Source organism: Corallococcus sp. CA047B, assembly GCF_003612065.1.
Taxonomy (GTDB): domain Bacteria; phylum Myxococcota; class Myxococcia; order Myxococcales; family Myxococcaceae; genus Corallococcus; species Corallococcus praedator.
In genome coordinates, this window is the sequence record NZ_RAWD01000167.1 from 1 (window position 1) to 20,725 (window position 20,725).

16 protein-coding genes and 1 pseudogene are annotated in these 20,725 nt (G+C 71.5%); 7 read left to right on the plus strand and 10 right to left on the minus strand.

What is annotated here, in order from left to right; genetic code table 11:
• From D7X74_RS24245 to D7X74_RS24260, 4 genes are all read left to right on the plus strand, one after another.
• A partial coding sequence (locus D7X74_RS24245) for an ABC transporter substrate-binding protein (RefSeq protein WP_370450802.1) occupies positions 1-879 on the plus strand: 879 nt, incomplete at its 5' end.
• The gene (locus D7X74_RS24250) at positions 876-1,670 is read left to right on the plus strand and encodes an ABC transporter ATP-binding protein (RefSeq protein WP_120535372.1); all 795 of its coding nucleotides are present in this window, start codon (positions 876-878) and stop codon (positions 1,668-1,670) included. The genes D7X74_RS24245 and D7X74_RS24250, both read left to right, overlap by 4 nt.
• Positions 1,667-2,602 (plus strand): iron ABC transporter permease, encoded by a 936-nt coding sequence (locus D7X74_RS24255; RefSeq protein WP_233602227.1) that lies wholly within the window; start codon positions 1,667-1,669, stop codon positions 2,600-2,602. Before D7X74_RS24250 ends, D7X74_RS24255 begins: the two co-directional genes overlap by 4 nt.
• A gap of 138 nt (positions 2,603-2,740) precedes the next feature.
• Positions 2,741-3,577 (plus strand): tetratricopeptide repeat protein, encoded by an 837-nt coding sequence (locus D7X74_RS24260; protein WP_120535374.1) that lies wholly within the window; start codon positions 2,741-2,743, stop codon positions 3,575-3,577.
• A gap of 30 nt (positions 3,578-3,607) precedes the next feature.
• Here the strand turns inward: D7X74_RS24260 and D7X74_RS24265 are convergent, their stop codons facing one another.
• The 3 genes from D7X74_RS24265 to D7X74_RS24275 all read right to left on the minus strand — a co-directional run bounded on the left by D7X74_RS24265 (position 3,608) and on the right by D7X74_RS24275 (position 8,594).
• Positions 3,608-3,826: a DUF3185 family protein gene (locus D7X74_RS24265; protein ID WP_193348558.1), complete on the minus strand. Its 219-nt coding sequence runs from the start codon at positions 3,824-3,826 to the stop codon at positions 3,608-3,610.
• 21 nt (positions 3,827-3,847) lie between these two features.
• Entirely contained in the window at positions 3,848-7,066 is a 3,219-nt protein-coding gene (rnr, locus tag D7X74_RS24270; protein ID WP_120535376.1) for a ribonuclease R, read from the minus strand.
• Positions 7,067-7,193: 127 nt separating this feature from the next.
• Complete coding sequence (locus D7X74_RS24275; RefSeq protein ID WP_120535377.1) at positions 7,194-8,594, minus strand: protease inhibitor I42 family protein; 1,401 nt, start codon at positions 8,592-8,594, stop codon at positions 7,194-7,196.
• Positions 8,595-8,790: 196 nt separating this feature from the next.
• Between D7X74_RS24275 and glp the strand changes: the two genes are divergently transcribed.
• From glp to D7X74_RS24290, 3 genes are all read left to right on the plus strand, one after another.
• Positions 8,791-10,014: a gephyrin-like molybdotransferase Glp gene (gene glp, locus D7X74_RS24280; protein ID WP_120535378.1), complete on the plus strand. Its 1,224-nt coding sequence runs from the start codon at positions 8,791-8,793 to the stop codon at positions 10,012-10,014.
• 124 nt (positions 10,015-10,138) lie between these two features.
• A complete protein-coding gene (ribA, locus tag D7X74_RS24285) occupies positions 10,139-10,813 on the plus strand; it encodes a GTP cyclohydrolase II (protein ID WP_120535379.1) in 675 nt (224 codons plus the stop codon).
• Positions 10,814-10,847: 34 nt separating this feature from the next.
• Entirely contained in the window at positions 10,848-11,654 is an 807-nt protein-coding gene (locus D7X74_RS24290) for an MBL fold metallo-hydrolase (RefSeq protein WP_120535380.1), read from the plus strand.
• Here D7X74_RS24290 and lipB read toward each other — a convergent pair.
• The 7 genes and pseudogenes from lipB to D7X74_RS24325 all read right to left on the minus strand — a co-directional run.
• Positions 11,644-12,738 (minus strand): lipoyl(octanoyl) transferase LipB, encoded by a 1,095-nt coding sequence (lipB, locus tag D7X74_RS24295; protein ID WP_120535381.1) that lies wholly within the window; start codon positions 12,736-12,738, stop codon positions 11,644-11,646. The two genes, D7X74_RS24290 and lipB, sit on opposite strands and share 11 nt — an antisense overlap.
• On the minus strand, positions 12,735-14,495 hold the full coding sequence (locus D7X74_RS24300; protein ID WP_233602228.1) for a ClpX C4-type zinc finger protein: 1,761 nt from the start codon (positions 14,493-14,495) through the stop codon (positions 12,735-12,737). Before D7X74_RS24300 ends, lipB begins: the two co-directional genes overlap by 4 nt.
• 96 nt (positions 14,496-14,591) lie before the next feature.
• Positions 14,592-15,857, minus strand: coding sequence for a dihydrolipoamide acetyltransferase family protein (locus D7X74_RS24305; RefSeq protein ID WP_120535382.1), 1,266 nt, complete (start codon positions 15,855-15,857; stop codon positions 14,592-14,594).
• A gap of 41 nt (positions 15,858-15,898) precedes the next feature.
• A complete protein-coding gene (gene lipA, locus D7X74_RS24310; protein ID WP_120535383.1) occupies positions 15,899-16,828 on the minus strand; it encodes a lipoyl synthase in 930 nt (309 codons plus the stop codon).
• Between the two features lie 285 nt (positions 16,829-17,113).
• A complete protein-coding gene (locus D7X74_RS24315; protein ID WP_120535384.1) occupies positions 17,114-18,508 on the minus strand; it encodes an OmpA family protein in 1,395 nt (464 codons plus the stop codon).
• A gap of 210 nt (positions 18,509-18,718) precedes the next feature.
• Entirely contained in the window at positions 18,719-19,813 is a 1,095-nt protein-coding gene (locus tag D7X74_RS24320) for a SpoIID/LytB domain-containing protein (protein ID WP_233602229.1), read from the minus strand.
• A gap of 17 nt (positions 19,814-19,830) precedes the next feature.
• A pseudogene (locus D7X74_RS24325) lies at positions 19,831-20,725 on the minus strand (penicillin-binding protein 1C); the annotation flags it as partial.

Sequence of the window (20,725 nt, forward strand, 5' to 3'; positions counted from 1 at the left end):
AAGTCCACCCGCCCCATGAGTCTCTTCCGCCTCCCCTCCCTGCTCGTCGTCGTGCTCGCACTCGCGGCCGGTTGCCAGAAGTCGGCGCCTCCGGCTTCGCAGGCGCGGCGCATCGTCTCGCTGTCGCCGTCCGTCACGGAGACGCTGTTCGCGCTGGGCGCGGGTCCGCAGGTGGTGGGTGTGTCGGACTACACGGTGTTGCCGGAAGGCACTCCCGCCCTGCCCAGGGTGGGCACCACGTTCGCGCCGAACTTCGAGGCCATCGCGCGGCTCAAGCCCACGCTGCTCGTGGATCAGCAGGTGAAGCAGGCTCCGGCGGAGGCGCTGTCCGCGCTCGCGCCGCTGAAGGTGCTGCCCTGGCTGTCGCTCTCCGAAGTGGTCGGGAGCGTGAAGGAGCTGGGCCGGTTGAGCGACCGCGAGGCCCAGGCCACGGCGCTGGCGGAGCGGCTCCAGAGCACGCTGTCGCGTCCCGCGCCGAAGGACGCGCCCCGGGTGCTGCTGGTGCTGGGCGACGCGGCGGGCACGCTGTCGGAGGTCTGGTACATGAAGCGCGGCTCGCTGCACGGCGCGGCCCTGGAGTCGGCGGGCGCACGCAACGCCATCGCCGAGGATGTCGCCGGGCCGCCCAACCTGTCGCTGGAGGGGCTCATCGCGGTGGATCCGGACGCGGTGCTGGTGCTGGTCACCACGCCGAGGATGGACGCGGGGCAACAGGCCGTGGTGCTGGCGCCGTGGAAGAAGCTCACCGGACTGCGCGCGGCGCGGGAGGACCGGGTGCGGCTGGTGGTCGGCTCCGACGTGCAGTCCACCGGCCCGGCCATCCTGGATGTCGTGGAGCGGCTGCGGGCCGCCCTGGGCACCCTGCCCTCCGCGCGATGACGTCCGGGCTGACGCTGGACACGGTGACGGTGCGGGCCCGTGGGCGGACGCTGCTGGAGGGCGTGTCGCTGCACGTGGCGCCCGGTGAGTTCGTGGCCATCGTCGGGCCCAATGGCGCGGGGAAGTCCACGCTCCTGCGCGTGGCGCTGGGACTGCTGCGGCCGGACTCGGGACATGCGCGCGTGGAGGGACGCGACGTGGCGGGCCTTCCGCCCAGGGAGCGTGCGGCGCTGCTGGCGTGGTTGCCGCAACGGCTGGAGACGGCGGAGCCCATCACCGCGTTGGAGCAGGTGGTCGCGGCGCGCTACCGCTTCCCCGAATCCCGCCGCGCATCGGAGACGGCGGCGCAGCGGGCGCTCGCGGAGGTGGGGGCGCAGGACTTCGCCTCGCGTCCGGTGACGGAGCTGTCGGGGGGCGAGCGGCAACGCGTGGCGATGGCGGGACTGCTCGCGCAGGAGACGCCGTGGGTGTTGCTGGACGAGCCCGCCAACTTCCTGGACCCCGCGCAGCAGATGGAGCTGTACACACGCATGGGCCAGTTGTGGCGTGCGGGACGCGGCCTCATCTGCGTCACCCATGACGTCAACGTGCTCACGCACGTGCGGCTCCCGGGAACGCGCGCGCCACGGGTGGTGGGACTGGCGCAGGGGCGCGTGGTGTTCGACGCGGACTACGACGCGCCCGACCTGGGCGAACACCTGGGCGCGCTGTTCGGGGTGCGGATGCACAGCACCTCCGTGGACGGACACCGCGTCTTCGTCGGACTGCCCCAAGGCGGAGGCACGCCGTGAAGCTCTGGCTCCTCCTGTTGGTATGTATGGTCGCCTGCGCGGTGGCGCCGTTCATCGGCCCGGGGGTTTCCGCCGACTCGGCGGACTTCATCTATTGGCAGCTTCGGGTGCCCCGCACCCTGATGGCGATGCTCGTGGGCGGCACGCTGTCGCTCGTCGGCGCGGTGTACCAGTCGCTCTTCGCGAACCCGCTGGCCGCGCCCAGCACCGTCGGCACCACTGCCGGAGCGACCCTGGGCGCGCTGGTGGCCATCGTCCTGGGGGCCCGGCTGGCTCCTGGGGGCCTGCCATTCATCACCGCCGCGGCCTTCGTGGGGGCGCTCGGGGTCAGCTTCGTGGTGGCCGCCATCGCCGCGGGCCGCCGCGTGCGGATGAACGACGTGGTCCTCGCGGGCATCGCCTGCTCCATGGCGGCGGGGGCACTCGCCACCGGGTTGCAGTTCACCGCCGACTCCGCCGAGCTGATGGCCGCCACCCGCTGGTCCCTGGGTCACCTGCCCCAGGTGGGCTATTCCGGCGTGCTGATGCTGTCGCCGTTCGCGCTCGTCACCATCGTGGGCCTGCTTGCCCTCACCCGGGCCCTGGAGGTGTTCATCGCCGGCGAGGAGCACGCCGAATCCCAGGGCGTCCCCGTCCGCCGCGTGCGCACCGTGGCCATTGGCCTGGGCGCCTTGGGTGTCGCCGCCTGCGTCGCCTGGTGTGGCCCCATCGCCTTCGTGGAGCTCATCGTCCCGCACCTCGTGCGACGGACGCTGGGTGTGAGCCGACGCGTCCTCCTGCCGGGCTCGGTGGTGGTGGGGGCCGCCTTCCTCGCGTTGTGCGATGCGTCGGCCCGCGTCATCCTGCCGGGGCGTGAATTGCCCGTGGGGGTGGTGACGGCCGCACTGGGCACGCCCCTGCTCGTCTACCTGGTGGCGCGCGGTCGGTCCTGAGGGCTCCCGGAGCACCGGGCCGCCTGGGGGGAGACCCAGCCTTCAGGACGAGCAGTTCACAAGGCGAGTTCGGGTATATTCCGCGCCACATGGGGCCCCGAGAGGCGTGCCCCTGGAACTTCACGAAAGGCTTTGGGCATGAAGCGGCTGGGACGCGTGGGATTGATGCTCGGGGTGCTGACCCTGGGCGGCAGCTTTGGCTGTGGCGACGAGAAGGCGGAGAAGGCCAAGGAGTTCCGGGTCAAGGGCACCAACTTCCTCGCCGACAAGAACTACGCGGAGGCGACCAAGGCGTACGAGGAGTCGCTGAAGCTCGACCCGACCCAGGAGAAGGTCTGGGAGAAGAAGGCCTTCGCGCACCTGCAGCTGGGTCAGACGGATGACGCCGCGCAGGCCGCGCTGAAGATGCTCGACTTCGCCAAGACGCCGGACGACAGGGCCGCCGTCTACCGCAACATCGCGGCGATGTACGCGAAGAACGGCCCGATGGAGAAGGCCGTGCAGTACTTCCAGGAAGCGCTGAAGATCAACCCGAAGGACACCGACTCCCTGGGCTGGATCGCGGAGATGCACTCGCAGCGCGGTGGTGCCCGCAGCATGGGCTCCCCGGCGGTCCCCGAGGAGTTGGAGAAGGCGCTGAAGGTCTATGACCAGGTCATCGCCATCAACCCGGACTCCGCCAACTCGTACCTCAACAAGCGCGTCGTGATGGCGAAGTACATGGAGCATGAGAAGGCCATGCGCGACGCCGCCGAGCAGGAGGCCATCGAGGCCGCCACGCCGCCCAAGCCGGAGAAGGGCAAGAAGGCCGTCGTGGATCCGAACGCGGCCGAGCGCGTCGCCGCCGCCAAGGCGAGCTCCGCGGCCCACCAGACGCGCATCGATCAGCTCCAGGCCGAGTTCAACGAGATGACCAGGCAGTTCGGCGAGGCCACCAAGCGCGCCAAGGCCGCGCAGGCCACCAACAAGCCGTAGCCCGCGCGGAAGTACCGGACGGGGTGGGGCCTAACGTCGGCCCCGCCCTCCTCCGAAGAGGGCCAGCAGCACACCGCCCACGAGCGCCGCGCCACCGCCCGCGACATAGAGCGTCGTCTGCTCGGTGTTGCGCCCGGTGAGCAGCTCGCTGGCGCGCTCGGTGAGCGAGTCCTTCGCCTTGAGCCCGGTGAACAGCAACACCCCGCCCGCCACGGCGAGCATCAACCCCACGATTCGCACTGCGCCCACACAGCCTCCTTGGATGGAAACTCAGCGCTTGCGCTTGCCGGGAGCGCCGCGCCCCGCCTTCGTGCCCGCGCCCTTCTTGCCGCCGGGCTTCTTGCCCGCCGGGGACTTCTTCGCAGGCTTCGCGCGCGCTTCGGTGGCCGGCTTGCGGCCCTTCTTCGCGGTGCTCGCACGGCGCGGAGCGGGCTTCTCGGACAGCAGGCCCCGCTGCGCGGCCAGCGCGCGGATCCGGTCGAAGCCCGGGTGAGGTGACGCGGCCGGCGCGTCCTCACCGAAGCGGTCGGCCTCGAAGGCCGGCTCCGACGGCGTGAAGTCCTCGCGCGGCGCGCTTACGGCCGGTGCTTCCTCGGACTCGGGCATCGGGCGAACCGGTTCCGCGGGGCGGAAAAGGCGGCGCTTGCCCTTCGTCGGGGTGGCCGGCTCCGCCTTCGCAGCGCGCGCTTCGGGCGCGGCCTCTTCGGTCCGGGCACGCGGGAAGCGCGAACCCGCGCGGGCCGGTGCGGCCTCCTCGCGGCGCCCTTCCCGGCTGAACCGACCTCGCGGACGCGGCTTGGACGCTTCCTCGGGAAGGACTTCCTCGGGGGACGGGACGTTCGTGACGTCCTCGTAACCCGTCAGGAACGCAGCCTCCTCGGAGGCGATGTCCTCTTGCGCGGGGGGCTCCCACGGCTTGCGCTCCAGCAGTGAGCTCGCCGGAGCGGCCTTCTCCCAGGGCTTGCGACCCACGGGCGCTTCCGCCGCAGGGGCCCTCTCCCAGGGCTTGCGGCCCGCCTTGACGGCCTCGCGCTCGTTGCGGCCGGGACGACCGGCCTTGCCGCCGTAGCGCGACGGGGGCGCTTCGTTCACGGACTCGCGGCGGCGCGACGTCGGCCGTGCCTCCTCGGTCCGCGCCAGCGGCGACTCCCCTTCGAACTGGAGCGCCTCGAAGTCGATCTTCCGCGACACCGTGCTCGCGGACAGCAGCCGCACGCGCAGCTTCTGGCCCACGCGCACGCGCCGCCCGTTTGAATACACGAGCGAGTGCACGCGCTTGTCCAGCTTGGAGCCCGGCCCCAGCGTCTCCGCCTTCACCAGGCCCTCGACGTGCTCCGTGTCCAGCTCCACGAAGAAGCCGAACTCGGCGATGCCCGCCACCGTCGCGTCGAACTCCTCGCCCACGCGGTCCTTCATCAGGAGCGCCGCGTAGAACGACACGACCTCGCGCTCCACCGTCATGGCCGCGCGCTCGCGCTCCGAGCACTGCTGGGCCATTCCCTCCAGCCGCTCCTCCTCGCGCTCCAGCTGCGCTTCCGAGGGCCGCTTGCCCTTGCGCGCCCACACCGACTTGAGGATGCGGTGCACCAGCAGGTCCGGATACCGCCGGATGGGCGACGTGAAGTGCAGGTAGTTCTCCGCCGCGAGCCCGTAATGGCCCACCCGCATCGCGGTGTAGATGGCCTGCATCATGGAGCGCAGCAGCAGCTGGTTGAGCGCCCGCTGTTCCGGGTGCCCATGCAGCTGCGTGATGAACGCGTCCAGCTCCTTCGACGACACGCCGTCATCCACGTCCAGGTGGAAGCCGTACGCCTCCGCCAGCGTGGCGAACGCCGCCAGCTTCTCCGGATCCGGCTCGCCGTGGAACCGGTACACCGAAGGCAGGCCCTCATCCTGGAAGTACGTGGCCACCGCCTCGTTGGCGGCGAGCATGCACTCCTCGATGAGCCGGTGGCTGTCCTTGCGCTCGCGCTTCTCCATGCGAACGGGCAGGCCGTCTTCCCCCAGCACCACCTTGTGCTCGGGCACGTCGAAGTCGATCGCGCCTCGCGCCTTGCGCATCCCCATCAGCGCGCGCGCCAGCGCCATCAGCTGCTCGAACTGGGGCTTGAAGGCGTTGCGGTGCGGCACGTCCGTCCCGTCCAGGACGTCCTGCACCTCGTTGTACGTGCAGCGCGCCACGCTGCGCATCACCGCCGGGTACAGCTCCGACGAGCGGCGCGTGCCCTGGCGGTCGAACGTCATGTCCGCCACCATGCACAGCCGGTCCTCGTCCGGACGCAGCGAGCAGATGCCGTTGCTCAGCCGCTCCGGCAGCATGGGCAGCACGCGGTCCGGCAGGTACACGGACGTGGCGCGGTTGAGCGCCTCCACGTCCAGCGCGCTGCGGTCCTTCACGTAGTGGGACACGTCCGCGATGGCCACCACCAGGCGCCAGCCATCGGCCCGCGGCTCCGCGTAGACCGCGTCGTCGAAGTCGCGCGCGTCCTCACCGTCGATGGTGATCAGCGGCAGCGAGCGCAGGTCGCGGCGGTTCTCCGCCGTGGCCTCGGCTTCCGTGACGCGCACGGCGAACGCATCCGCCTCGTCCATCACCTCCGGAGGGAACTCGTCGGAGAAGCCCTGGGAGAAGGCCGAACCCAGCACCTCCGCGCTCGGCTCGCCCGGACGGCCCAGCGAGCCTGCGACCTCACCGAACAGGCCCTGCCCCGGCTCCAGGAGATCCGCGCCTACGCCCAGGCGCACCTTCACCAGGTCGCCGTCGCGCGCCATCTGTGTCGCGGGGACACGGATGGGCCCGGGCAGGCTCGTGTCGTTGGGCGTCACCAGCGAGTGGCGGCCCTGCTCCACGTAGGTGCCCACCGCCATCTCGCGCCGGCGGTTGACCACCCGCAGCAGCCGGCCCTCGAAGCGTCCCGGCCGGCCCGCCACCTCCACGAGCACCCGATCATTGTCGAGCGCCCGCTGCGCCTCGCCCGGCGGCAGGAAGATGTTCTCGCCCTCGCCCGACACCGGGTGCACGAAGCCAAAGCCGTTCGGGTGCACGTGGAGGATGCCCTCCACCGTGGGCTCGCTGGAGTCCTCGAAGCGCTCGTCCCGGTTCCGTCCGCCGCGCTGCAGGTTGCGCCGGAAGTCGGCCGCCCCCCGCGAAGGGCCACTGGGACTGGGGGCCGTGTCGCGGAAGGCACCCCGGCCCTCGTCGCGCCCGCTGCCCGGCGCGGGACCGCGCTTGCGCGTGGGAGGCGCCACGGGGGACGGACGGCGCGATTCGCCCTCATCCTTCGGGGCACGCGGCCCCTGGGGGCCCTCCAGGCGGAAGCGCTTGCCGTCCTTGAGGATGACGCCCGCGCGGACCAGTTCGCGCAGGGCACGTTTGAGTTCGGTCTGCTGGCCGGGATGCAGCCCCCCGAGGCGCAGGAGTTCCTTCACGCCCAACGGGTGGTCGGCCTCGGCGAGGAGCTGTCGGATGTGTTCTTGGGAAAGGCTCACGGGAGGGTTGCGGCAAGGCCGCTCAGGGAACGGGTAAGCCCGAAGGGTGCGGGCGGGAACCCCCCGGGCCCCATTCGCCCTCCCCGGGTGACCTTTCGGTCCAGGGAGGGCCCGTGCGCCCAGACCCTCAGGGTCTGACGGTGACGTTGATCTTGAAGGAGCGCTCCACCACACCCGGCGTGAACGCCTTGGCGAGGAAGAACTCCATCTCGAAGCTGCCGGGGTTGCGCGGCGTGAAGAAGAATTCGCGGGTCGCGGGGCTGCCGTTGGGACCCGGCTCGAAGTTGGCCTCGCGCAGGCCCACGCGCTTGGCCAGCGTCGGTTCAATGGCCCAGAACGCGCCGGGCTGCTCCTGCAGGCGCACCGTGAGGCCGTGGTTGAGCTTCACGTCCACGGACGTGGGCACCTCGCCCTCGATGTGCACGAGTTCCATCTCGTCGCGCGACACCGAGCGCGCCTCGGACGGACGCGGCTCCACGTTCTCCGCCGTGATGCGACCGCCCCAGCCGGAGGACTTGTCCACCACGCCCGTCACCTGGAGCGTCTGCCCCACGTGCTTGCGCAGGCTCTTCACGGCCGCCTTGCCTTCGATGGCGAACGACACCTGCTGGCGCGTGCCCCCGTTGGACACGACGAGCACGAAGTCGTCACCCATCATCTCCAGGTTGCCCCGGATGCTGGCGAAGCCCTTGATGCCCGCGCCCATGCCGGCGGCGACGGCCATGGAGACCTCGCCGGGCGACAGGTAGCGCAGCTTCGGCTCCGAGTCCGACGGCGGCGCCGCGGGCTCCTCCACTTCCGGCTTCTTGGCGGAGTACTTGCGCACCTCCACCACGCCGCTGTGGTTGGTCGTCTTGCGGATCATCCCGCTCACGGAGACCTTGTGGTCCACGTAGGCCGGGAGCACTTCCTGATCCGGGCCCTGGAGCAGGAACGTCAGCTCGCGCTTGTCGCGGCCGACGACGACCAGGTGGGGCAGCTCGCCGCTGAGGATGAGCCGGCCCTTGAGGCTGCCCTCCCCCATCACGCCGCGGCCCTCGCCGGCGGTCAGCAGCTGCTCCATCTCGCGCTTCGTGAGCGGCTCGCCCACGGGGGGCAGCTTCGTCGCGCGCGGACGTGGCTTCTCCACGGGGGGACCGGAGGGGACGGACGGCTGGGCCTTGGATCCGGCCTTGCCCGTCGCCTTCTTCCCGACCGCGGCGGGCGCGGCCTTCGCGGGAGGAGGGGCCGCGGACTTGCCGGCCTTGGCGGTGGCGGGAGCTGGAGCAGCCGCCTTGGCCGCCGCCTTTCCCTTGGCCGCCGCGGGCGCCTTCTCAGGCTTCTCCGCCGCCGCCTTCTTGACCGCCGCGACCTTCCCCTTCGCCCCTTCGGCCACCGCCTTGACGACCTTCGTCGCGGCCGTCGCCACCTTCTTCGAGGCGTTCCGGATCAGATCCAGCCGGGACGCGTTGTCCTTCTTCGCGGCAGGCTTCGCACCGGCTTTTGCAGCGGGAGTCGGCTTCTTCGCCCCGGACTTGGGCTTGGCCATCGACGCTGTCTCCTTGAAAATTCCCGTGTGCTATCAACGGGTTGGCGGGACGCCCCTGCTGTTGGACGCGAGCCTCGCGATCACGGTTGCTTGTAACGGTGATCAGTTGGGCTGTCAAACTAACACTTGATTTTCCCTCGGACTTTGGTTGCGAAAACGTCCCTGGAAGACCCTTGCCGCCGTTATAGATCAGCGCATGAGTGACGTCCCCGCATTGCTGCCGGTGGAGGAGGCCCGCGCGCGGATCCTCGAGCGTTGCGCGCCCCTGCCCACGGAGTGGGTGCCCGGTGATGACGCCCTGGGTCGGGCCCTGGCCGAGGACGTCCTGGCCCGCCGCACCCTGCCCCCCTGGGACAACTCCGCCATGGACGGCTACGCGGTGCGCACAGCGGATCTTTCCAGCCCGCTGCCCGTGCGGCTCACGGTCGGGGAGACGGTGTTCGCGGGGAAGCTGCCCACGCGGGAGCTCACCCCCGGCACCTGCGCGCGGATCATGACCGGGGCCCCCCTGCCCCCGGGCGCGGACGCGGTGGTGATGCGCGAGCGCACCCGCCCCCTCGCCCCCGACAGCGTGGAGGTGCTGGAGGCCGTGGCGCCGGGGAACTTCATCCGGCCCCGGGGCGAGGACGCGCGCGAGGGCGACGTGCTGTTGGGGCGCGGCACCCCGCTGGGCATCCCGGAGCTGGGCCTGCTGTGGGCGCAGGGCATGACGTCCGTGCCGGTTCCCCGCCGGCCGCGCGTCGCGGTGCTGTCCACCGGCGACGAGCTGTGCCGGGCGGATGAACCGCCCGACGGGCGCATCGTGGACACCAACGCCCCGGCGCTGGCCCTGGCGGTGCGACGCGCGGGCGGCCTGCCCACGCTGCTGGGCATCGCCCGGGACACCCGGGAGGCCGTCCAGGAGGCCCTGGCGCGCACGGACGGCTTCGACGTGGTCCTCACCAGCGCGGGCGTGTCCGTGGGCGACCACGACTTCGTGAAGGACGCCCTGGGGGCCCTGGGCGTGGAGCAGCACTTCTGGCGCGTGGCCATCAAGCCCGGCAAGCCCCTGGTGGTGGGCCAGCGGGGCCCGACCCTCTTCTTCGGCCTGCCCGGCAACCCGACCTCCTCGCTGGTGACCTTCGAGCTGTTCGTGCGCCCCGCCCTGCGCCGGCTCCTGGGCATCCAGGACGTGGAGCCCCCCCGGGTGTCAGGGCGCCTGGACGGCCGCCTGTCCAAGCCCCCCGGGCTGGCCCACTTCGTCCGCGTGACGGTGAGCTGGCGGGCGGGCGAGCTGTGGGCGAAGCCCCTCGGGACGCAAACGTCGGGTGTCCTGCGTTCAGCGTCGGCAGCCACCCACCTGCTCCACTTCCCCCGGGAAATCAGCAGCTTGACTGATGGATCCCATGTCGAGCTTCTCCCCCTGTCGTGGGTGGCCTGAGGAACACGGAAGCCGGCAACCGCATCTATCCCCTGCGGGTGATGCCCCACCCATGGGGGGTGCCACCTTGACTTGCATCCGGCGGAGCGAGAAGAAACGCTCCTCCACTGGGAGAAGACCTACCATGTCCGACACTCGCCCACCCCAGGTCCTGCCGACCCGAAAGCCGACCCAGCATCTGGAGCGGTATTCGGAAGCGGATGTGCCCACGGCCCGTGGCGTGCTGAAGACCATCGTGTTCCGCGACAAGCGCAACGGGCGGGAGCACGTGGCGTTGGTGGTGGGCGAGCCGGCGGGCCTGGACGGCGTCCCGGTGCGCATCCACTCCGAGTGCCTGACGAGCGAAGTCTTCGGCAGCCTCAAGTGCGACTGCCGCGAGCAGCTGGACCGGGCCATGGACTTCGTCACGCAGAACGGCCTGGGCGTGGTGCTCTACCTGCGCCAGGAGGGCCGGGGCATCGGCCTGGGCAACAAAATCAAGGCCTACGCCCTCCAGTCCAAGGGGCTGGACACCTACGAGGCCAACCGGCAGCTCGGCTTCGCGGACGATTTGCGCTCCTATGACGTGGCGGCGGAGATGCTGCGCTCACTGGGCGTGCAGTCAGTGGACCTGATCACCAACAATCCGCTGAAGATCGCGGGGCTGGTCGAAGAAGGAGTGGCGGTCCGACGCCGAATCCCTTCCCGGACCGAGCACAATCCGCATAACGTCGACTATTTGAAGACGAAGCGTGAGCGTACGGGGCACCTGATTGAGCTCTTCGCGGAGGACGACGACACCGAAGCCAAGGCCGGCTAAGCGCCCGGTCCGGCGGAGCACCGCGCGCTTCGAGGTGCGGTTCTGGGGGGTGCGCGGCTCCATCCCCGCGCCCGGCCCGCAGACGAAGCGCTACGGCGGCAACACGCCGTGCGTGGAGGTCCGCTGCGGCGACGAGCTGCTCATCTTCGACCTGGGCTCGGGAGCACGCGGCCTGGGGGATGCGCTGGCGGCGACGCGCAAGCCCGTCAAGGCCAACATCTTCATCTCGCACTACCACTACGACCACCTGCAGGGCCTGCCGTTCTTCGCGCCGATGTTCTCGCCCGCGAACGACGTGACGCTCCACGGGTCGCCGCGGGATGGGAAGTCGCTGAAGCAGATATTGGCCGGGCAGATGGTGCACCCCTACTTCCCGGTGACGGCGGAGGACGTGTTCCGCACGCGCCTGGAGTACCGGGACGTCATCGTGGGCAAGGACATCCCGGTGGGCAAGGCGACGGTGCGCACGCTGGAGCTGAACCACCCCGGCGGCAACGTGGGCTACCGCGTGGACTTCGGCGGACGCTCGCTGGTGTACGCCACGGACGTGGAGCACGGCACCGCGCTGGACGCGGGCCTGTTCGACTTCGCTCGCGGCGCGGACGCGCTCATCTACGACTCCATGTACACGGAGGACGAGTACCGGGGCCGCACGGGCTGGGGCCACTCCACCTGGGAGGCCGCGGTGAAGGCGGCCGACGCCAGCGACGTGAAGCAGCTGGTGCTCTTCCACCATGATCCGGGTCGCGACGACGCGGCCATGGACAAGCTGGTGCGGGAGGTGCGCAAGCAGCGCCCGGAGGCCATCGCCGCGAAGGAGGCGATGGTGCTCAAGCTGTAGTCGGACGCCGCGCTTCCAGGGCCCGCGCCACCGTCTCGCGCAGGCCCCGGAAGGGCAGCCGTCGCAGGGCGGCAGGCACGTCCACCCACTCGAAGGCTTCGTGCTCCGGGCCCAGTCGCACCGGAGCGTCCGGTTCGACGTGCACCGCGAAGCCGTGCTCCTCCACGAGCTTCGGGGGCAGCGCGTCTCCCAGCGCGAACGCGTGGCGGTAGTGCAGATCCACGGGCTCGGCGGCGAGGCCCGTCTCCTCCACCAGCTCGCGGCGGGCGGCCTGCGCTGGGGACTCCCCGGGCTCCAGGCGTCCGGTGACGGTCTGCCAGAAGCCGCCGCGCTCCGGCGTCCGCTTCAGGAGCAGCACGCGCGCCTCCGGGCCCTGGCCCTTCACCACCGCGACGCTCACCGTGCGCAGCGACACCTCACCGTCCACGCGCCGGGCGTCGAACACCTGGCTGAACTCGCGGGCGAGGGCCTCCTCCACGTCCGGCACGGACACGGCGTGGCCCAGCTCGCGCTGCATGGACGTGACGCCCGCCTCGCGGATGCCGCACGGGACGATGAGCTGGAAGTGCTCCAGCCGGGTGTTCACGTTGAGCGCGAAGCCGTGCGTGGTGAGCCACTTGGACAGGTGGACGCCAATGGCGCCAATCTTCCGCGCATCCGGCGAACCCTCCTGCCCCAGCCACACGCCCGGCCACTTCGGGATGGGCCCCGCGGTGAGGCCGAAGCCCGCGAGCGTCTGGATGAGGCCGCGCTCCACGTCGCGCACGTAGCGGCGCACGTCCTGGCGCTCTGGCGGGAGCAGGAGGATGGGGTAGCCCACCACCTGTCCCGGCCCGTGGTAGGTGACGTCGCCGCCCCGGTTGGTGTCGAACACCTCCACGCCTTCTTCCCCAAGGCGCGCGTCGGTGGCGGTGATGTTCTCGCGCTTCGCGGCGCGGCCCAGCGTCAGGACGGGCGGGTGCTCCAGTAGCAGCAGCGTGTCCCCGACGAGCCCCTGCATGCGGGCCTCGCCGAACAGGTGCATCAGCTTCAGTCCGTCCTCGTACTCCACCCGACCCAGGCGGAAGACGGTGAGCGTGTTCATGGCGCTCCCTTCCGGCCCCCCCGGCCGGGGTGCGGCGCGGGGGCGGACGGCGCGGGCGTCTGCGCCGCTTCCAGGCTCCAGGAGCCCGCATACACGCGCGACAGCAGGGCGCGCAGCTCATGGCCCGCGCGGGGCGAGCGGACCGCCTCCGCCGCGAAGGCGCCCAGCACCTCCTCCGACAGGGACACCGCCGGACGGCGCAGGGCCAGCGAACGCCGGGCCACCTCCACCAGCTCCGGCACCGTCGGACGGCGCACCGGCAACAGCACCTGCACGCGCTCCAGCAGCGCCACCGGGAGCGAGCCCTGCACGGCCTCCATGAGGCCCGCGGTGGTGGGCACGGGCAGGCTGCCGCCCTCCCCTCGCACCCACAGGCCCAGCGACGACACCGCGCCCCGAGCGCTCATCACCACCGCGCGCTCCGGGTGGCTCGCGAGGAAGGCGACCAGCGCGGCCTGGGCTCCGGACTCCAGCCGGTCCACGTCCTCCACCAGGAGCACGTCCGCGCCAGGGGCGGACTCCAGGGTCTCCACCGACGTGAGCACGCCCTGCCCCCGCCGCTGCACCGACTGGAAGAAGATGCTCTTGCCGCAGCCCTCCGGCCCCACGAGCAGCATGCAGCGCGCTCCCGCCTGGAGCGTGCGCGCCAGGAGGGTCCGCACCTCGTCGTGGCCCAGCATCTCCACGCCTTCGGCGGTCGCGTCCTCCACGGGCTTGCGCGCACGGGGCGACGCGACGACGTCGCCGAGCAGGCCCTGGGACTCACCCAGGCAGCCCTTGCAGATGAACGCGCCCGCGGGGCCCGCCACCAGGTCACCGACCTCGCCGCGAGGCCGGCAGCAGAACGAGCACCACGCATCCAGCGCAGGATCCGCGCGGGTGGGCCCCCGTTCGATGAGTCGCTTCTCGCGCCGACGTCCGTGCGCGGGCCTCGCGGTTTCCGGAGCCTCGTCCTCATCTGGAGGACGCAGCAGGCCACCGGGGACGATGACGTCGTCGTCCTCGGGAGGGCCCAGCAGGCCTCCGGGTTGGAGGGAGTCATCGTGCTCGACATGTTCCAGGGGGCCCGTGGCCTGCCCGGAGTCGGCGTGTTCGGCGCGTCCCGGGAACGGGCCGGGTCCGGAGTGCCAGGAACGTTCCTGGGGGGCCTGGTCAGCGCTGGAGGAGTCGGAGCGGCTCAGCGCATCCGCGAGCTGGGCGGACGCCGCGCGTTCCGTGGAGCGCGAGGAGCCACCGGCGGCGATGTCCGCCGGGTCCCCGGAAGGCCGCGTGGAGCCTTCCAGCACGACCGCCGCGATCCGTTCAGCGAGCGGCGGCAGCCCCACGGATCCGCTGGCTGCCGGAGGCTCGGAGGGATGCGGCAGGCCCCCAGCGCCGACAGCTTCATGGCGCCCGGAGGACCGCTGCGCTCCAGACTCGCCCGGCGCCTCGCGCTCGGACGGACCCGGCAGGCCCCCGGCCTCCGCCTTGTCGTTGAACGCGGCGGACGCAGCGTCGCTCCAGGTCATCGTGGACAGGGAACGGAACGCCATGGCGTCCTTCCCGCCCGCCATCGCCGCGGCGAACGAGGGGCTCACATCCGGAGACCGGCTCTTCAGCTGGCGCGCCTGCCGCAGCAACTGCGAGGCGCGCGAGGTGTGTCCAGACTGCTGGTAGAGCGCCGCGGCCTGCTCCAGGCAGTCCGCAGCGCGCGTCATGTCTCCCTGAAGCTCGGCGGCCTGGGCGGCGCGGATCAACTCACGGGGATTGTCGGCCATCGCGGATGCCCGCCTCGGAATTCATGTCCGGAAGTCCCCCCGCGCCCACCGCCCCCCGGAGTCAGGGCGGCCGGGCGAGCACCACGACGCGTGTCCTCACGCCATCGCGAGGAACAGCAGGTCCGGTGCCTCCAGATACTTGATGACCTCGTAGACGAAGCTCGCCGCCACGTCACCGTCGATGACGCGGTGATCGCAGGACAGTGACAGGTTCATCATGTCCCGGATGACCACCTGATCGTTCTTCACCGCCGGGCGCTTCTTCAGCTTGTGAACGCCCATGATGCCCACCTCGGGGTGGTTCAGGATGGGCGTGGCGAACAGCCCGCCGCTCTGACCCAGCGAGGTGATGGTGAAGGTGCCGCCCGTCAGCTCCTCCATCTTCAGCTTGCGGTCGCGCGCCGCGGCGCTCAGGCGGGAGATCTCCTTCGCCAGCTCGCCCAGGGTCAGCTGATCCGCGTTGCGCACCACCGCCACCGTGAGGCCGTCCGGCGTGGCCACCGCGATGCCGATGTTGTACTCGCCGCGCACCACCAGCTCCTGCGACGCCTCGTCGAAGTTCGCGTTGAGGTGCGGGAACTTCTTCATCGCCGCGATCGTCGCCTTCACGATGAACGGCAGGTACGTGAGCTTCGTGCCGTCACCGGCCGCCGCCAGCTGGCTGTTGAGCCGCGTGCGCAGGGCCACCAGGTCCGTGGCGTCCACCTCCTCCACGAACGCGAAGTGCGGCATCGTGAACTTCGAGCGCACCATCTTCTCGGCGATCTTCTTGCGCAGCCCGCGCAGCGCGATGCGCTCGTCGCCCCGCCCCGTCGAAAGCGGCGCCGCCGGACGCGCGGCCTGCGGCGCGGGCGCCGTCACCTCGTTCTTCTTCGGCGCGCCGCCACCCTCCAGCGCCGCCACCACGTCCGCCTTCGTCACCCGACCCTGCGGACCGCTGCCGGAGATCTCCGCCAGGTCCAGGCCGTGCTCGCGCGCCATCCGGCGCGTGACGGGCGTCGCCAGGACCTTGGAGGCGGCCTGCGTCTGGGACGCCGCCTGGGCCTGCGCGGGCGCCGCCACGGGGGCGCTCACGGCCGCCGGAGCGCCGTGGGCCGGAGCGCTCGCCACGGGGGCTCCGCCTTCGGTCTCCAGCGTCACCAGCAGCTGGTGCACCTTGGCCATGTCCCCTTCACGGCCGTGCGTCTTCACGACGCGGCCCGCGCGGGGGCTGGGCACCGTGACGGTGGCCTTGTCGGTCATCACCTCGGCGAGCACCTGGTCTTCCTTCACCAGGTCGCCCTCCTTGACGTGCCACTTCACAAGCTCGCCCTCCATCACGCCTTCGCCGAGGTCCGGGAGCTTGAATTCGAAAGTCGCCATGAGGGGGTGTGTCTCTCTGTGTTGGGGAAGGGTGCGTCAGGTCAGCCCAGGCGCTCCACGCGCTCGCGCTCCATCAGGCCCTTCATGAAGAACTCGGCGGCGCGGTAGCTGGAGCGCACCAGCGGCCCGGAGGCCACGTAGAGGAAACCAAAGGACTCCGCCAGCGCCTTGTACGCTTCGAACTGCGCGGGCGTCACGAAGCGCTCCACGCGCAGGTGGTACTGCGAGGGCTGCAGGTACTGGCCCAGCGTGAGGACATCCACGCCCACGTCGCGCAGGTCCTTGAACGTGCGCTCCAGCTCCTCATCCGTTTCGCCCAGCCCCACCATCACCGACGTCTTGGTGTAGACCCGCTCCGGGCGGTTCTTGAGGAACTCCAGCACGCGCAGCGACTGGCGGTAGGTGGCGCGGCGGTCGCGCACCGTGGGCGTCAGGCGCTCCACGGTCTCCACGTTGTGCGCCACCACGTGCGGCTTCGCCTCCGCCACGGTGATCAGGTCCTTCTCCTGCCCCTTGAAGTCGGGGATGAGGACCTCGACGAGGGTGCGCGGGCTCTCCCTGCGCAGCTCGCGGATGGCGGACGCGAAGTGGCTGGCGCCCCCGTCCGGACGGTCGTCGCGGTTCACCGACGTGACGACGATGTACTCCAGGTTCATCTCCTTCACCGCCTGCGCCAGATGGATGGGCTCCATCGGATCCAGCGGCGGAGGTGCCCCGACCTTCACGTGGCAGAAGCGGCAGGCGCGCGTGCACACCTCGCCCATCAACATCACCGTGGCGGTGCCTCCGCCCCAGCACTCGGCGATGTTCGGGCAGCGGGCCTCCTCGCACACCGTGGCCAGCTTCGTGCGCTTCACGATGGCCTTGACCCGCTCGTACCCCTCCCCGTGCGGCAGACGCACCTTCAACCACTCGGGCTTGCGGGTGGATTCGGAGACCTGTGGGAGGGGAAACCGATCGGGAGTCGCCATGGGTCGCGGGCCTTCTAGAGGGTGGGTGAAAGCAGGGTCAAGCGTGAAGCCCTAACGCGAGGCGTTAGCAGCAGCCTGACAGAAGTGGTGCCCCCGGGGGATGTAACGCGGTGGACAGGATGCGGCCAGTCACGGCCGGCGTACCCCAAGCGACGGCCTGGCGACAGGGGCGCTCCCCTGCCCTCCTGCCCCCCTGATGCGTCCCATGAGCGGGGCACGAAAAGACAGCGGCGTACGGCCTTCACGGGGAAGGCCGTACGCCGCCGGGAACGCGTGCATGGGGGACTACTGCGGGATCACCTGCACCTCGATGCGGCGGTTCTGCACGCGGCCCTCGGGGGTGTCATTGGGGGCGATGGGCTCCGCGTCGCCCTCGCCGCTGGCCTCGATGCGGTTGGCGGGCACGCCTTCGCCCACCAGGGCCTTGCTCACGCTGTCCGCGCGCGTCTGCGACAGCCGCTGGTTGGCGTCCGCGTTGCCCGTGGAGTCGGTGAAGCCCTTGATGCGCACGCGCGCGTCGGGCTTCTCCTTCAGCACGTCGCCCAGCTCCGTCACCCGCTGCTTGCCCTTCGCGGTGAGCGTCGCCGACCCGGTCTTGAACTCCACGCCTTCCAGCACGAAGCCCTGGGACTCCGCGTTCTTGCTGTCGAAGGCCTCACGCAGCCCGGTGGCATCGCTCACGCGCGCCTTCTCCGTGCCCGAGCCGCCCGTGCCCTCCTCCGTACCAGCGCCGCCCGTGCCCTCCTCCGTGCCGGAGCCGCCCGTCGCGGGCGGGGTCTGCTCCTCGGCCTGCGGCGGGACCGCCGGCGGGGTCACCGGCGCGGGCTGCGGCGCAGGCGTGGGACGCGCGGGCTGTGGCGCCTGGGCGACGCGCTCATCCACGCGGGGCGCGGGCGTCGTGCGTGTCGCCACCGGGGCCTTCGCGGGTTCGTTCCTGCGGCCGCGCAGGGCTCCCCAGGCGAGCGCGACCAGCGCCAGCAGGGCCAGGGGGACGGCCCACCCGGCGATGCTCTTCTTCTTCTCCGGTGGCCGGGTGATGGTCTGGCGGGGGACGGCTTCGCGGACGGTCGCCGTCTCACGGACCTGCGTCACGGTTTCGCGGTGGGGTTCGATGACCTCCGCGACCGCGTGGCGCGAGGTGCCGCCGAAGCCCAGGAGGCTGCCCACGCCGGCTGGCAGCGCCGCGGCGATGTTGGAGCGCTGACCGTTCAGCATCTGCATCAGCCCGGACGCGCCCATGCGCTGATCCCGCACCTGCTTGCCCAGGACGCCCATGAGCATGGGCGCGGCCAGGGACAGCAGCTTCATCGCCGAGCCGGAGTTGCGCATCCCACCGAAGCGCGAGAGGCCGTCGGCGATGCCACCGAGCTTGTTGCCGAACAGCCCGTTCAGCATGCCCTTGCCGCGCTCCTCCTCGTCCATCAGCCCCTCGCCGACGCCGTCGGGGAGCGGACCCGCGTCGGGTCCGGTGAAGCCGCCCTCGTTGAGCTTCGACAGCAGACGGTGCGCTCCGGCTTCATTGCCGCCCTGATCCACGACGCCCGCCGCCACCGCGGCGATGGCGCCCGGCAGCACCTTGGTGGTCGCCTGCGGATCCTCGCCCAGGCTCCCGCTGATCTTCTGGAGCAATCCCTTCTTCATGAACTGTGAGCCGACCGCTTCGATCAGGTTGAACGCCATGTGATGCCTCCCCGGTTGGGTCCCGCACCGGGATGGCCGGTGCGCGAGGCCACGCCCCGCTGGACTGCGCGGGACTGAGGGCTCTGTGCAATCGATACGGAGCACTCGGGGTGCTGATAACCCCTCGCGGGGGGGGCGGAGAGGATGGCCCCTGAAGGCACGTCTCCCTCGCGGACGACTGCGAACGGGGGGCCATTGCGGCCCCCGGGTTCACTTGTCCTTCGTGTGCGAGAGAAGGGCGCGCGGGAAGTAGTGCGCGAGCAACTGTTCCGCGGTCTGGCCCTGCCGGGCGAGCAGGGCCGCGCCGGCCTGACACAGACCGACGCCGTGACCGTGTCCCTGACCTTCGACGAGCACCCGCTCTCCGCCGAACGCGAAGGAGAAGCGCGCACTGCGGATGCGATCCCAACCGGCACGGGCCCCGAGCGCGCGGAAGAGGGCATCGCCCCGGGCGTCGCGCCCCGAAGCGCGGTCCACCACCCGCACCACCGCCCCGCTGGAGTCGCGGTCCAGGAGCAGATCCGCCGCCTGCGCGGGGCTGCCCAGGGCCTCGGTGGCTGCGGCCGTCACCTGCGCGCGCGAGACGACGGCGCTCCAGGGAGACGCAGGGCAGCGGTCGGGCACGGCGGCGGCGCCAGTGAGATCCGGAGCACCGAACACGGCCACGGGTTCGGCGGTGTGGCCACCACAGCTCGCATGGAAGGGCGCGAGCGCGATGGCGCCATCGCGCAGGCGCAGCACGACGCCTTCGGTGGAACGGGCCGCATCGCGGGCACGGGCCAGGTGACGCGCGAAGCCTTCGCCGCGCAGGACCTGGCAGTGGGTGAGATCACACGCCCGGGCCTCCTCATGCCGCCGGCCCGAGGCGAGCACGTAGCTGCGGGCGGTGATGGCCTGGGCGCGGAGCGCTTCGAACGGCGTGTCGACTTCGGTCTCGCTGGCGGTGACCGCCGCGACGTAGGTCTCCAGCGCAAGGGTGGCGATGAGGATCAACTCGCCAGCACGGGCGTCCAGGGACAGCGAGCCCTCGTAGCGCCGGTCCAGGTTGCGACCCCGGATCCGCCAGCGGCCGGACTCCAGCCGCAGGGGCGGCGACACCGCGCGTCCGTCCACGAGCAGCACGTCGCGCGAGGCGAAGACTTCAAGCGAACGGGGTCCGTCCAGGCGCAGCCGCGCGGGCCGGTGCTTCGAGAGGATCCGCACCTCCACGCCCGTCTCGGGAGCCACCCCGGGCTTCGCATCCGACGGGCGAGCCACGCGCGCTTCGCCGGACGCGGTGCCCGCCACCATCGCGGCAAGGAGCACGGCCAAGCCCACCGCGTTCATCGAACGCGATACCGCGTCACCGCCAGCGGCTCGGAGCCGCCGGGAGCCCACAACTCCAGCCTGCGCACCCCCGCCACCGCCGGCAGTCGCGTGACGAAGGGAGGCGGCAGTTCAATGCGGCGCCCGTCGTCCGTGCGCAGCTCCAGCATCTTCGCCCCGGGAGGCGCCATCACCCGCACCGGCACCGCCTGCGCACCCTCGGGCAGCTGCGGCTCCACCAGGAACTCGTCTCCGTCCGCCGGCAGGATGAACCCGGCCCGGCTTCCCGGCCGGCCCTCCGCGCTCACCGACGCCGACGCGAGACCTTCCGCCTGCGCCCACGCGAGGTACGCCGGGCCCACGTCCAGCGCGCCGTCGCTCCGGTGCATCGTGCAGTCGTGCCGGGGCGCCGTGCCCGGCAGGTAGACCTCCTTCAGCAGGCCCGGGCAGTTCGGCCCCGCCCGCTCGCCGGACAACGCACAGATGGCCGCGGACTCGAAGTGGCTCCGGTCCACCAGCGGCGCGGCGCGCACCCCTCGCATCGCCAGCGACATCACCCGCGCGAACACCGGGCCCGCGCCGGTGATGCCGGACACACCCCGCATCGGCGTGCCATCGAAGTTGCCCACCCACACGGCCACCGTGCGCTCCCGCGTGAAGCCCGCCGCCCAGTTGTCCACGTGCGCCCGGCTCGTCCCCGTCTTCGCCGCCACGCGAAACGGCAGGCGCAGCGCATTGTCCAGGCCGAAGGCCGGTGCCCGCGCCGCCTCGTCCGCCAGCACGTCGGTGAGCAGCTCCACCGGCCGCGCCGCCAGGAACCGGTGCTCCTCCAGCTCCACCGGAATCCGCAGCGGCGCGCCATCCGGCCCGAACGCCGCGCGCACCTCCTTCAGCGGCCCCACCACCCCACCC